General features: G+C 63.7%; 11 protein-coding genes. All 11 read right to left on the bottom strand.

Annotated features, from left to right (window positions below; translation table 11 throughout):
• Window positions 1-60: 60 nt before the first annotated feature.
• Complete coding sequence (locus QBK88_RS10125) at window positions 61-858, bottom strand: transporter substrate-binding domain-containing protein (protein WP_268146057.1); 798 nt, start codon at window positions 856-858, stop codon at window positions 61-63.
• A gap of 222 nt (window positions 859-1,080) precedes the next feature.
• Entirely contained in the window at window positions 1,081-3,660 is a 2,580-nt protein-coding gene (gene mdoH, locus QBK88_RS10120; RefSeq protein WP_277961940.1) for a glucans biosynthesis glucosyltransferase MdoH, read from the bottom strand.
• On the bottom strand, window positions 3,653-5,389 hold the full coding sequence (locus QBK88_RS10115; protein ID WP_277961939.1) for a glucan biosynthesis protein G: 1,737 nt from the start codon (window positions 5,387-5,389) through the stop codon (window positions 3,653-3,655). Before QBK88_RS10115 ends, mdoH begins: the two co-directional genes overlap by 8 nt.
• 263 nt (window positions 5,390-5,652) lie before the next feature.
• Window positions 5,653-6,090, bottom strand: coding sequence for a D-aminoacyl-tRNA deacylase (gene dtd / locus QBK88_RS10110; protein WP_277961938.1), 438 nt, complete (start codon window positions 6,088-6,090; stop codon window positions 5,653-5,655).
• Window positions 6,087-7,058 (bottom strand): prolyl aminopeptidase, encoded by a 972-nt coding sequence (pip, locus tag QBK88_RS10105; RefSeq protein ID WP_268146063.1) that lies wholly within the window; start codon window positions 7,056-7,058, stop codon window positions 6,087-6,089. Before pip ends, dtd begins: the two co-directional genes overlap by 4 nt.
• Before the next feature lie 223 nt (window positions 7,059-7,281).
• Entirely contained in the window at window positions 7,282-8,082 is an 801-nt protein-coding gene (gene hutG, locus QBK88_RS10100; RefSeq protein WP_277961937.1) for an N-formylglutamate deformylase, read from the bottom strand.
• Window positions 8,075-9,298 carry an imidazolonepropionase gene (gene hutI, locus QBK88_RS10095; RefSeq protein ID WP_277961936.1) on the bottom strand — a complete coding sequence of 408 codons (1,224 nt, stop codon included), beginning with the start codon at window positions 9,296-9,298 and terminating at the stop codon, window positions 8,075-8,077. Before hutI ends, hutG begins: the two co-directional genes overlap by 8 nt.
• On the bottom strand, window positions 9,298-10,833 hold the full coding sequence (locus tag QBK88_RS10090; RefSeq protein WP_277961935.1) for an HAL/PAL/TAL family ammonia-lyase: 1,536 nt from the start codon (window positions 10,831-10,833) through the stop codon (window positions 9,298-9,300). The genes hutI and QBK88_RS10090 overlap by 1 nt, the downstream gene beginning before the upstream one ends.
• A gap of 12 nt (window positions 10,834-10,845) precedes the next feature.
• The gene (locus QBK88_RS10085) at window positions 10,846-11,655 is read right to left on the bottom strand and encodes a quaternary amine ABC transporter ATP-binding protein (RefSeq protein WP_277961934.1); all 810 of its coding nucleotides are present in this window, start codon (window positions 11,653-11,655) and stop codon (window positions 10,846-10,848) included.
• Complete coding sequence (locus tag QBK88_RS10080) at window positions 11,652-12,503, bottom strand: ABC transporter permease (RefSeq protein ID WP_268146072.1); 852 nt, start codon at window positions 12,501-12,503, stop codon at window positions 11,652-11,654. The genes QBK88_RS10085 and QBK88_RS10080 overlap by 4 nt, the downstream gene beginning before the upstream one ends.
• A 16-nt stretch (window positions 12,504-12,519) precedes the next feature.
• Window positions 12,520-13,986 carry a cytosine permease gene (locus QBK88_RS10075; RefSeq protein WP_277961933.1) on the bottom strand — a complete coding sequence of 489 codons (1,467 nt, stop codon included), beginning with the start codon at window positions 13,984-13,986 and terminating at the stop codon, window positions 12,520-12,522.
• Window positions 13,987-13,992 lie beyond the last annotated feature (6 nt).

Genomic DNA, 13,992 nt, shown 5'->3' with positions numbered 1-13,992 from the left:
TTCCGTAAATGCGAACGCGCGGGCAGGCCCGCGCGTTGGTGTCAGGCAAGGGGAATGGGGTTATTCCATGTCCTGGAGCCACTTGGTGTTCTTGAACCACTTGTCGTGAATGCGATCGTACGACCCGTCTTCATGGGCCTGACGCAGGAAGTTGTTGATGTAGTTCAGGCTGTCGTAGTCGCCTTTCTTCAGGCCGAAAGCCAACGGCTCGTAGGTGAACGGCTTGTCCAGGAACAGCAGCTTGCCGTTGCCGGCCTTGTCCACGGCCACCACGTTGTAGGGCGAGTCATAGACGAAGGCGTCGGCCTTGCCGTTGACCACGTCCATCACCGCTTCCTGTTCGTTGTCATAGCCGTGGTACTGGGCCTTGGCGATCAGCTTGCGCGAGACCATCTCGCCGGTGGTACCCACCTTGGAGGTCAGGCGGTACTGCGGGTCGTTGAGGTCCTTGTAGGACTTGATCTTGTCTTGCAGGTCCTTGCGGATCAGCAGGGTCTGGCCGACCACGATGAAGGGGTCGCTGAAGTTGATGCGCAGGTTGCGTTCCTGGGTCAGGGTCAGGCCGCTGCCGATCAGGTCGAACTTGTCGGTCAGCAGGGCCGGAATGATACCGTCCAGGCTGGTGGACACCAGTTCCAGCTTGACGCCCATGGACTTGGCCATGGCCTTGAGCAGGTCCACTTCGAAGCCGATGATCTCGCCGCGCTTGTCGGTCATTTCGAACGGCATGTAGGTGGGGTCCATGCCCACCCGCAAGGTACCACGCTTGACCGCTTCATCGATGGCACCCGCCTGGGCGGAACCGACTGCGCCCAGCGCCATGACGCCCAGCAGCAGCATCGACAGATACTTCTTCATCACACCAAGTCCCCTAACTAACGCGCACAACGTGCCCGCGCGTGGCAATTCAGGGCGCCACGCGTCGCGGACGCACCATTTCGGGGTGCGATCCTAACGTACTCGTCCGGTAGTACAAGTGCTGATGCGGGATTTAATGCGCAAAGATCGACAGAAAGTGACCGTTGGCAATGTTTCAGGAGGTTTCCAAAGCCCCCGAGCACAATGCTCGGGGGCCCGGAATCAAGCGTTTGCCAGGGCTGGCGGGGTGGAAGACTGCGGGTGCAGTGGCAACAGCGGCGAATGCGGGTCCGCTTCCAGCGACTGGCGCCAGGCGCCCAGCCAGGCTTCGTTGTTCTCGCCCCAAACCAGTGCATGCAGGCGAGCCAAGGCAACCGGGTCGCTGAGCAGATGCAGACGAGTGTTGCCGTCCAGCTTCTGCGGGCCGGCTGTCAGTGCCTTGCGCACACGTTCTTCACGCATGGCCTCAACCGCTGGCACCGAATGGTGCCGTGCCGTGGCCAGGGCGCAGGCCAGGGCGTTCTGCTGCGGGTCGACCACGGCGCGGACGAAACCGTCCTTGAGCGCGTGCCAGCGGTTCTCGTGGGTGTACTGATCGGTGGAGATCAGCTCCTGAGGCGTGTCGTACTCCTCGGGAATCAGGAACAACTTCTCGTCGCGGGCGCTCAGGCCCAGGTTGGTGCGGCTGGAGATCACCGATACCGGGATCGACAGCATCAGCGAACCGACGATAGGGGTCAGCCACCACAGGAAGCTTGGGTTCAGCCAGCACACCAGCAGTGCCCACAGGAAGCCCAGCAGGGTCTGCGGGCCATGGCGGCGCACCGCTTCGCTCCACGGGGTGGAGTCATCGTCACGCTGCGGCGAGTTCCAGGTCGCGGCCCAACCCAGGAACGCGGCCAGCACGAAACGGGTGTGGAACAGCATGCGCACCGGCGCCAGCAACATGGAGAACAGCATCTCCAGCAGCATCGAAATGGTGACCTTGATGCGGCCGCCGTACTCTTTCGCACCCTTGGCCCAGATCAGGATGATGCTCAGCAACTTGGGCAGGAACAGCAGCACGATGGTGGTGGAGAACAGCGCGACGGCTTTTTCCGGATGCCACTGCGGCCACAGCGGGTACAACTGCCGTGGTTCCAGGAAGTACGCTGGCTCCAGCAGGGTATTCACCGCCAGCAGCGCGGTAGACAGCACCAGGAAGAAGAACCACAACGGCGCTGACAGGTAAGACATGACCCCCGTCAGGAACACCGCGCGGTGCACCGGGTGCATGCCCTTGACCAGGAACAGGCGGAAGTTCATCAGGTTGCCGTGGCACCAGCGACGGTCACGCTTGAGTTCATCCAGCAGGTTGGGCGGCAGTTCTTCATAGCTGCCCGGCAGGTCATAGGCGATCCACACACCCCAGCCGGCACGGCGCATCAGCGCTGCTTCGACGAAGTCGTGAGACAGGATGGCACCGGCGAACGCCCCTTTGCCCGGCAACGGCGCCAAGGCGCAGTGCTCGATGAAAGGCTTCATGCGGATAATGGCGTTGTGGCCCCAGTAGTGGGACTCACCCAGTTGCCAGAAGTGCAGGCCAGCGGTGAACAGCGGGCCGTACACGCGGGTAGCGAACTGCTGCATGCGCGCATACAGGGTGTCCATGCCCGAGGCTTTAGGCGCGGTCTGGATGATACCGGCGTCGGGGGTGGCCTCCATCAGGCGCACGAGGCTGGTCAGGCATTCGCCACTCATGACGCTGTCGGCGTCCAGCACCACCATGTAGCGGTAGTCGCTGCCCCAGCGACGGCAGAAGTCGTCGAGGTTGCCGCTTTTGCGTTTCACGCGGCGGCGGCGACGGCGGTAGAAGATCTTGCCGAAGCCCTTGGCTTCACGGCACACGTCCAGCCAGGCCTGTTGCTCGGCCACGGCGATGTCGGTGTCGTTGGTGTCCGATAGCACGAAGAAGTCGAAACGGTCCAGGTCACCGGTGGCGGCCACCGACTCGAAGGTAGCGCGCAGGCCGGCGAATACCCGGGGCACGTCTTCGTTGCAGATAGGCATCACCAGCGCGGTGCGAGCGCCCGGCTCGATCGGCTCGTTGCCGGCGCTGGCGCCGGAAATGCGGTACTTGTCGCGCCCGGTCAGCAGTTCCAGGAAGCCCATCAGGGCGGTCCAGAAACCAGCCGACACCCAGCAGAACAGGATACCGAAGAGAATCAGAATGCTGGTCTGCAACGCATACGGCAGTACCTGCTGCGCGGTTTGCGCCACCGGCTGGTGGATGACTTCGTCCAGGTCCACGAACGACCAGCCCTGGTAGGGCAGGATGCCTTTCATGTAGTAACCGGCGACGATGGTCTGGCCGAGCATGAGCGCCAGCAAGATGTAGCGGCGCATCGAACCCACCCAGCGCCAGCGCGCCTTGGGCAGTTCACGCTTGTCGCTGACTGGTTCCGGGGCGCTCTTCTGGCCCGTGACGCGGCGCCACATGCGCACCAGCACGTTGGTGCGCCATGGCTCCGGCACCACCCGTGTGCGGTTGATGGGCGGGGTCGCCTTCAACCGCACGCGGCCGTCCTGGTCGACCGACAACATCTCGGCCTCTTCCATTTCGGCGGCGCTGTTGAGTGTCAGCCGGCGGCCGACCGAGGCCTGGGCTGCCTCGCGCGACTCATCCGTCGGCTGCGCGGAGAGGTATTCATGCAGCTCGCTGAACGAGTTGCAGCGGGCAAGTTGCGCGCGCTGCTCCTCGCTCAGGGGCAGGTGGGCCAGGTATTCGCTGAGCGATTCTGGCCGAGTGTGTGAATTACTCATCGGAAGGCAACTGGTAGCTCCAGGTTTCGGTCAGCACCTGATCGGGCTTGGCCGGCTCCTCGGGGGTGGGCGCAGCCGCGGTGGCCGGCTGCTCGGCGGCCTTGTCTGCCTTGGCATGCTTGGCGTTGGCCTTGGCGTGCTTGGCGACAGGCTTCTCTTCCTTCACAGGCTCAGCCGGCTTGGCTGGCGGCAGTGGTGCGTCCTTGACCAGTGCGGCGCGCATTTCCACCGACTGTTTCGGGTCCTTGACCTTCAGGCGCAGCGTCAGGCGCCAGCCTTTGGTCTCGGGGTTGTAGCGCAGGTTGTTCTCGACGAGGTCCGCGTTGTCGCCAACGCTCACCTGGCTGCGCACCTGGGCGTCTTCAGGCAGGGCAGCGAGTACCGGGCCGGTGAAGTCGATCAGGAAAGCCACGCTGCCGTCCGGCTGGCGGATCAGGTTGGACTGCTTGACGTCGCCGGTGGAGCGCAGGGTCTGCTTGACCCAGGCGGTTTCGGGCGAGTGCAGCTGGTCTTCGTTGGAAGTCCAGACCAGACGGTAGTCGTGGTCCAGCGCCTGGCCGGGCTCCGGCAGTTTTTCCGGGTTCCAGAACGCAACGATGTTGTCGTTGGTTTCATCGGCAGTAGGGATCTCGACCAGGTCGACGGTGCCCTTGCCCCAGTCGCCCTTGGGCTCTACCCAGGCGCTTGGACGCTTGTCGTAGCGGTCATCCAGGTCTTCGTAGCGATTGAACTCGCGACCACGCTGCAGCAGGCCGAAACCTTTGGGGTTTTCGACGGTGAAGCTGCTCACGGCCAGGTGTTTGGGGTTGTTCAACGGGCGCCAGATCCACTCGTCGTTGCCGGCATGGATCGACAGGCCAGTGGAGTCATGCAACTCGTGACGGTAGTTCAGCACCTTGGATGGCTGGTTGGAGCCGAACAGGAACATGCTGGTCAGCGGGGCGATGCCCAGGCGGCTGACGTGGTCACGCAGGAACACCTTGGACTTGACGTCCACCACGGTGTCGTCGCCCGGGCGCAGGGTCAGCTTGTAGGCACCGGTGGAGCGCGGCGAGTCCAGCAGGGCATAGATAACCAGCTGCTTGTCGGTCGCGCCGGGCTTCTCGATCCAGAACTCGGTGAAGCGCGGGAACTCTTCGCCGGACGGCAGTGCGGTGTCGATCGCCAGGCCGCGAGCCGACAGGCCGTAGGTATGGCCCTTGCCGACGACGCGGAAGTAGCTGGCGCCCAGCAGGGTCATCACCTCATCCTGCTTGTCGGCCTTGTTCAGCGGGTACATCACGCGGAAACCCGCATAGCCCAGCTTCTCGGTGGACTTGGGGTCGACCTTCAGGTCGCCGAAATCGAAACGGGCCGGGTCATACTTGATTTCCTCGACCTTGTCGTTGGCGATCTCGTTGATCTTGACCGGCACGTCGAAGTGCATGCCCTGGTGGTAGAACGACAGCTTGAAGGGGGTCTTGTCGGCCGCCCACTCGGCTTTTTCGTTCAGAAAGCGAATTTTCTGGTAATCAGCGAACTTCATGTCACGAAATTCGGCAGGCAGATTGCTTTTGGGTGCCTCGAATTTCTGCCCGGCAAGATCCTTTGCCTTGGCGGCCACGTCGTCCAGGCCAAAGGCCCAGATCTGGCCCGCGCTCAGCAGGCATAACAGTGCAGACCCCGCCAGCACGGCGCTACGCAGGCGCTTGCCTGGGGTTCTTGGAGCTTTACAGGGACTAACAATCACGAGCAACCCTCGCCGAAAAACAAATCAAAGAACCAACGGCCAGCCATGTCTGCCGGGTTGGCGAGCAATGTTCCGACTCCGAAAGGGCGTAATGATTCCCCAAACGGTGAAGGCCAAGGCTCATGTTGGAACAAAATGGATCAACGAACGCTGATGTCATGACGCGAGATTATCCAGCAGCCCGCGTGACAACGCATCAGGTCAGGTAAACTTTTTATGCTACAAACCGGCCGATTTTACTGCAAATGAACGATTGGCGAGGCTTATGTCTGTAACAGGAATGTCACAGGGCCATCATTGACCAGATGCACCTGCATATCGGCACCGAACCGCCCACAGGCCACACCCTCATGCTGCCCACGTGCCTGCGCCAGCAGGTACTCGTAAAGCTCGATGCCCAGCGCCGGTGGCGCAGCGGTGGAAAAACCGGGGCGCATGCCGCTGCGCGTATCGGCGGCCAGGGTGAATTGCGAAACCAGCAGCAACCCACCACCGACGTCCTTGAGCGACAGGTTCATCTTGCCCTGCGCATCGGAAAACACTCGATAGTTAAGCAGCTTGTGCAGAAGTTTGTCGGCGCTTGCGCAGGTATCGTCCGGCTCCACCGCCACCAGCACCATCAGGCCCTGGTCGATGGCGCCGACAACCTCGCCTTCGACCTCGACCCGCGCACTGCTCACCCGTTGCAGCAGCCCCCTCACGCTTCCTCCAGGGGCAGGTCAAGCAAGCGCCGGGCCATCTGGTCGCACGCGCGCACCAGGGCGTCGGTGATACCGGGCTCCGAAGCGGCGTGGCCCGCATCGCGGATCACCTGCAGCTCACTGTTTGGCCACGCCTGATGCAGTTCCCAGGCGTTGTCCAGCGGGCAGATCACGTCGTAACGGCCATGCACGATCACCGCCGGCAGGTGGGCGATCTTGTGCACGTCGCGGATCAGTTGGTTGGGTTCCAGGAAGGCCTTGTTCATGAAGTAGTGGCATTCGATGCGGGCAATGGACAAGGCCCGTTGCGGCTCGGAGAAGCGATCGACCACCAGCGGGTTGGGGCGCAGGGTGGCAGTACGGCCTTCCCAGGTGGACCACGCCTTGGCGGCGTGCATCTGGGCGATCTGGTCATTGCCGGTCAGGCGCTTGTGGAAGGCGGCAAGCAGGTTATCGCGCTCATCGGTCGGGATGGGCGCGATGTAGTCCTGCCAGTAATCGGGGAACAGGCGGCTGGCGCCGGCCTGGTAGAACCATTCCACTTCCTGGGGGCGGGCCAGGAAGATGCCGCGCAAGATCAGCCCGTGCACGCGCTCGGGGTGGGTCTGGGCGTAGGCCAGGGCCAGGGTCGAGCCCCACGACCCGCCGAACAGCACCCATTTGTCGATGCCCAGGTGCTCGCGGATGCGCTCGATGTCGGCCACCAGGTCCCAGGTGGTGTTGTTTTCCACGCTTGCGTGGGGGGTAGACCGGCCACAGCCGCGCTGGTCGAAGGTAACGATGCGGTACAGGTTGGGGTCGAAATAGCAGCGGCTCTGGGCATCGCAGCCTGAACCGGGGCCGCCGTGGATGAACAGCACCGGCAGGCCCTCGGGCGAACCGCTCTCGTCGACATACAGCACATGCGGCTCTTGCACGGCCAGATCGTGCCGGGCGTAGGGTTTGATCTGCGGGTACAAAGTCTGCATTGCACGCTCCGTAAGGGTATTGGGTCATCCCTGCTGGGACTTCTGTCATAAGTGCCGTGAGGCATCATAAACCCGAATCGCTTACAGATCATGCCCCCTTGGTATCAGGGGGCATTTCAGCCCTGCCCGGCCCATGCTCTTCACCCCCTGCAGAACCGGGCGCAAGCTCGGGAACGGCGCGGCGCGGTGGGGTTAGCAAACCTGGTCGCCCGGTCCTGCAGTGTCATGCGTAGCGGGTGCTGGCCCAGGCGATGAGTTCGGTGAGCAATGCCTTGAGCACTTCGCGGGTTGGTTCGGCGAGATCAGGCCGGTAGTTGAACGGCTCGAACTCTTCCATGTAGGTGCTCTGGGCCAGCTCCAACTGCACTGCATGGATGTCATGGGCAGGGTCGCCAAAATGACGGGTGATGTGCCCACCCTTGAACCGCCCGTTGAGCACATGGGTGTAATCGCCAAACCCCGCGCACACGCTTTCCAGGCGCCGAGCCAGCTCAGCGTCGCAACTGGCACCATTGAAGGTGCCCAGGTTGAAATCCGGCAGGCGGCCGTCGAACAGGTGCGGTACGTGAGAACGGATGGAGTGCGCGTCCCAGAGCAGCACGTAGCCGAATTCATCGCGCAGGCGCGCCAGTTCCTGTTCGATGGTGCGGTGGTAAGGCCCCCAGATCTCGGCCAGGTAGCGGTCACGCTCGGCGGCGGACGGTTCCTGCCCTTCGCGGAACAGCGGCACGCCGTCAAACAGGGTTTCCGGGTACAGGCCAGTGGTAGCGCCGGCATACAACGGCTTGTTGTCAGACGGCCGATTGAGGTCGATGACGAACCGCGAGTACTCGGCAGCCACGATGCTGGCCCCCATTTCATCGGCAAAATCGTAGAGCCGCGGGATGTGCCAATCGGTGTCGGGCAGGCTGCGTGCCTCATCGATCAGGCCGTTCTCCACGGCCGGGGTCAGACGCAGGCCGGCATGGGGCATGCTGATCAACAGCGGCACGCGGCCGCGCTTGAAAGTCAGGACGTTAGCCACGGGTCAGTTCTCCAGCAGTGACTTCCACGCCGTGACGCACGACGCGCTTGTTCAGCTCGCCACCCAGCCAGTAGGCCAGGTCAGCGGGGCGTTCGATGTCCCAGGCGACGAAGTCGGCAACCTTGCCCACTTCCAGCGACCCATGGCTGTGGCCAAGGCCAAGCGCCTTGGCGGCATGCACGGTGGCGCCGGCCAGGGCTTCTTCCGGGGTCATGCGAAACAGAGTGCAGGCCATGTTCAGCATCAGGCGTACGGACAATGCCGGCGACGTGCCCGGGTTGAGGTCGCTGGCAATGGCAATCGCCACGCCGTGCTGGCGCAGCGCATCCATGGGCGGCAACCGCGTCTCACGCAGAAAATAGAAAGCGCCAGGCAACAGCACCGCGACAGTACCCGCCGCCGCCATGGCCCGGGCGTCATCTTCGGTCATGAACTCCAGATGGTCGGCCGACAGCGCCTGGTAACGGGCGGCCAGGCTGGAACCGGCCAGTGCCGACAACTGCTCGGCATGCAGCTTCACCGGCAGGCCCAGTTCGCGGGCCTTGAGGAAAACGCGCTCGACCTGCGCAGGCGAGAACGCCAGGTACTCGCAGAAGGCATCCACCGCGTCCACCAGGCCTTCGCCCGCCAGCGCTGGCAGCATCTCGTCGCAAATGTGCGCGATATAGTCGTCGGCGCGGTCCTTGTACTCCGGTGGCAGTGCATGGGCCGCCAGGCAAGTGGCGCGCACGCTCACCGGCAGGGCCTCACCCAGGCGACGGATCACCCGCAGCATCTTGCGCTCGCTGGCCAGGTCCAGGCCATAGCCGCTTTTGATTTCCACGGTGGTGACGCCGTCGCGCAACAGGCTGGCCAGACGCTTGCGGGCACTGTTGAACAGCTCATCCTCAGTGGCGGCACGGGTGGCACGCACGGTACTGGCGATGCCGCCACCCGCCGCGGCAATCTCGGCGTAGCTGACCCCTTGCAGGCGCTGTTCGAACTCACCGCTGCGGTTGCCGCCGAACACGGTGTGGGTGTGGCAGTCGATCAGGCCCGGGGTCACCCAGGCACCGCCCAGGTCGATGATGGCCACGCCCTCCCCCACCAGCGCCTCGCTGCGGGGGCCGATCCAGTGAATGGTGTCGCCGGCGGTAAGAATCGCCGCGTCTTCGATGATCGAGTATTTGCCATGGGCCATGGTTGCCACATGGCAGTGCTGCCACAGGGTTTTCATTACAGAGACTCCAGGAACAATTCGGGGAAGGTGCGGCCCAGCAGGGTCGCGTCCTTGAGCAGGGCGGCGCTGGCGGCGATGTCGGGCGCCAGCCAGCGGTCCTGGTCGTAGGGTGGGATGTGTTCACGCAGCAGCCGCCAGGCGGTATCGGTACCGACGCCAAAGCGCTGCTCCTTGAGAAACTCGAAGGCCTGGGCCGCCAGCAAATATTCGATGGCGAGGATCTGCGTGCAGTTCTCCAGTGCCCGGTGCAGTTTGAGCGAGGCGTTGGTGCCCATACTCAGGTGGTCCTCCTGCAGGCCCGAGGTCACGTAGTTATCCACCACCGCCGGTTGCGCCAGTTGGCGGTTCTCTGCGCATAGCGAAGCCGCCACGTACTGAACGATCATCATGCCGGAATTGACCCCCGGCTGGCTGACCAGGAAGGCCGGCAGGCCGCTGACCAGCGGGTTGATCATGCGGTCCAGGCGCCGTTCGGCGATGGCACCGATCTCGGCCACGGTAATGGCCAGCACATCGGCGGCCATCGCCACCGACTGGCCGTGGGGGTTGGCCTGGGACATCACCCGAAAATCCGCCGGGGTGCCCAGCAACAACGGGTTGTCGGTGGCCGAATTGAGTTCGATCTCGATCTGCCGCGCCGCATGGGCCAATTGGTCGCGGGAAGCGCCGTGCACCTGGGGAATGGAGCGGATGCTCAGGGCGTCCTGGGTACGAATGCCGCGGCTGCTGGCGATCACTTCACTCTCGGCCAGCAAGGTGCGCAGGTTATGCGCCACCACCTGCATGCCGGGGTGCGGCTTGAGGCTGATGATGGCCGGGTCGAAGGCGTCGATCTGCCCGCGCAGGGCCTCGAAGCTCATGGCGCCGATGACATCCGCCCAGCCGGTCAGCCGCCAGGCATCGTCCAGCGCCAGGCAACTGAGGCCGGTCATGCACGGCGTGCCATTGACCAGGCACAAACCGTCCTTGGCCCCCAGTTGCACCGGTTGCAGGCCTTCGGCGGCGAAGGCCCGGGAAGCCTCGACGATTTCGCCCCGGTAACTGACTGGGCCGATGCCCAGCAGGCCGACGCCGATGTGCGCCATATGGGTCAGGTAGCCCACCGAGCCCTGGGACGGTACCTGTGGGGTAATACCACGGTTGAGCAGCGCCAGCAGGCCTTCCACCACTTGGCGGTGCAGCCCCGACTTGCCCTGGCAGAAGTTGATGATGGCGGCGCAGATGATCGCGCGCGTCTGCTCGTCGCTCAGCGGCTTGCCCACCCCGCAGGCGTGGCTGAGCAGGGTATTGCGCGACAACTGGCTAAGTTGCTCGCCTTGCAGCGACACGTTGCACAAGGCTCCCAGGCCGGTGTTCACGCCATAGGCCCGCTCACCGCTCTCGACGATGCACTGCACGATGGCCTGGGCATTGTCGATGCGCGCCCAGGCCTGGGCGGACAGTTCCAGCTTGGCGCCAAAGCGCGCCACGGCGACCACATCCTGCCAACGCATTCTGGCGTCGGCGATGACGACGTTTTCGGCCAACAACATCTACAGCGCTCCTTAGTAAGTGGCCACCCGACGCTGGACGAAACGGTCCACGTAGTCGTCGGCCGGGTGGTGAAGAATGTCCCCGGGCGTGCCCACCTGAATCAGGCGGCCGTCGCGCAGGATGGCAATGCGGTTGCCCAGGCGAATGGCTTCGTCCAGGTCGTGGGTAATGAACACGATGGTCTTGCGCAGGTTCTGTTGCAGGGCCAGCAACTGGTCTTGCATATCGGCGCGGATCAGCGGGTCGAGGGCGCTGAAGGCTTCGTCCATCAGAATGACCGGTGTATCGGCAGCCAGGGCCCTGGCCAGCCCGACACGCTGGCGCATGCCGCCAGAGAGCTGGTGGGGCCAGGACTTCTCGTAGCCTTGCAGGCCTACGACCTTGACCCAATGGGCGGCGCGTTCAGCGCACTGCTGGCGGCTTTCACCTCGCACCGTGAGGCCGTAGGCGACGTTCTCCAGCACCGTGCGGTGCGGCAGCAGGCCGAAACTCTGGAACACCATGCTGACGCTGTGCCGACGAAACTCGCGCAGGGCCCGGCGGCCGTAGCCCAGAATATCTTCACCGGCCACCAGCACCTGGCCGCTGGTGGGGTCGATGAGCCGGTTCAAGTGGCGTACCAGGGTCGACTTGCCGGAACCGGACAAGCCCATGACCACGAATATCTCGCCCTGTGAAACCGTCAACGACAGGTCATCGACGCCGATCACGCAACCGGTGGCGGCCAGCACCTCATCCTTGCTGGCGCCGTCGCGGCGCATGGCCAGGGCGCGTTCGGGCTTGGCGCCGAACACCTTGGACACGTTGCGCACCTCGATCATGGCCGCACCTCATGGCGTGGCCGGCCGTAGGCCTGGGTGATGCGGTCGATCACCACGGCCAGAATCACGATAGCCAGCCCCGCCTCCAGCCCCAACCCGATGTTGAGGGTCTGGATGCCGACCAGCACATCCTCACCCAGCCCCCGGGCGCCGATCATCGAGGCGATCACCACCATCGACAGGGCCATCATGGTGGTCTGGTTGACCCCGGCCATGATGCTCGGCAACGCCAACGGCAGCTGCACGCCGAACAACTGCTGCCAGCGGCTGGCGCCGAACGCGTTCACCGCTTCCATCACCTCGCGGTCTACCTGGCGGATGCCCAGGTCGGTCAGGCGTATCAGCGGCGGCGCGGCGTAGATCACCGTGGCGAAGATGGCCGGCACCTTGCCCAGGCCGAACAGCATCAGCACCGGAATCAGGTACACGAAGCTGGGCAGCGTCTGCATGATGTCCAGCAAGGGCATCAGTACCGCCCGAAGGCGGTTGCTGCGCGCCGCCAGAATGCCCAGGGGAATGCCGATCAGCACGGCGATGAGCGTGGCCACCAGCATCAGGGCCAAGGTCTGCAGCAGCTTGTCCCACAGCCCCACCGCCCCCACCAGAAACAGCAGCCCCACGATCAACAGGGCGCTGAGCACCCGGCGCGTGGCATGCAGGGCGATGCCGCCGACGATGATCAGCAGCAACCACCAGGGCACCAGCCGCAAGCCGTTTTCCAGGCGCACGATCACCCACAGCAAGGATTCGGACACCTGGCGGAACAGGTCGCCATAGCGGGTCACCAGGGCGTCGACGCCTCGGTTGACCCAGTCGGCAATGGAGAAGGTAAGGTCATCGGGGAACATGAGCGGCTCTCACACGTCAGAAGGTCCCCTGAGGTATAGCCTTCCCGAACTCGCCCGGCGCACTGTTGGCCTCTGCAGGCAAAATCAACTGATCCGGAATGGACCGCGTGCAACGCTTGGCGACCACGTAGTAGAGCACCGCCGGTACCACCAGGCCGATGATCCACGAAATATCGGTATCACCCAGGCTGGCCACCAGCGGGCCGGTGTAGAAGTGGGTGGAAATGAACGGCATCTGGATCAGTACACCCAGCACATAGATGCTGATGCCCGGAACGTTCCAGCGCCCGTAGCGGCCATTCGGGTCACTGAGCGCGGGAATGTCATAGCGCTCCTTGGTGATGCAGTAGAAGTCCACCAGGTTGATGGCGCTCCACGGTGTGAAGAACGCCAGCAGGAACAGGATGAACGCCGAGAAATCCTTGAGGAACGAGTCCTTGCCCAGCAACGCCAGCAAAGTGGCCAGGCCGACCATGGCGAAAATGTAGGCCAGGCGCAGCGCGCTGGAGATGTGCCGGTTGCCGCGGAAACCGCTGACGATGGTGGCGATGGACATGAAGCTGCCATAGGCATTGAGGGTGGTGATGGTCACCTTGCCGAAGGCCACGCTGAAATAAAGCAGGGCCGCGACCACGCCAGTGCCGCCCAGGCCAACGATGAACGACACTTCATGGTGGGCGAACTGCGAGCCGGCCAGGGCGGCGGCGAACACGCCAAACACCATGGACGCCTGGGCGCCGATCACCGCGCCCAGGCCCACGGCCCAGAACGTGCCCGGTACCGAAGTCTTGCTCGGCAGGTAACGCGAATAGTCCGCCACATAAGGCCCGAAGGCTATCTGCCAGGACGCCGACAGGGATACCGCCAACAGAAAGCTGCTGAGGGAGAAATGCTTGTTGCCCAGCAACGCACCGATGTCGTTGCCCGCCAGCAGCCGGTAGAACAGGTAGATGAAGGCCACCACACCCAGGACGCTGGCAATGCGGCCGATCATGTGGATGACCCGGTAGCCGAAGACAGTCAGCACCACGATCAGCGCGGCGAAGATGACGATGCCTTTCCAGTCATCCACCTGCAGCAACTGGGCGATGGCCTGGCCGGCCAGCAACGAGCCGCTGGCGGAGAAGCCGATGTACATCAGGCACACCAGCACCAGGGGGATCACCGCGCCATACACGCCGAACTGCACCCGGCTGGAAATCATCTGCGGCAGCCCCAGGCGCGGGCCTTGTGCCGCGTGCAGGGCCATGACCCCACCGCCCAGCAACTGGCCGATGAACAACCCCACCAGCGACCAGAACACATCGCCGCCCAGCACCACGGCCAAGGCGCCAGTAACGATGGCGGTGATTTGCAGGTTGGCGCCCAGCCACAGGGTGAACTGGCTGAATAACCTCCCGTGGCGCTCGGACTCTGGAATGTAGTCGATCGAGCGTTTTTCGATCAATGGCGTGCTTGCAGCACGGTCAACTGAACCAGCCATACAACG

The organism is Pseudomonas sp. RIT-To-2, from assembly GCF_029623465.1.
GTDB classification, from domain to species: Bacteria; Pseudomonadota; Gammaproteobacteria; order Pseudomonadales; family Pseudomonadaceae; genus Aquipseudomonas; species Aquipseudomonas silvicola.
The sequence above is the reverse complement of the archived record's forward strand: the minus strand, read 5'-3'. Positions and strand labels throughout refer to the sequence as shown.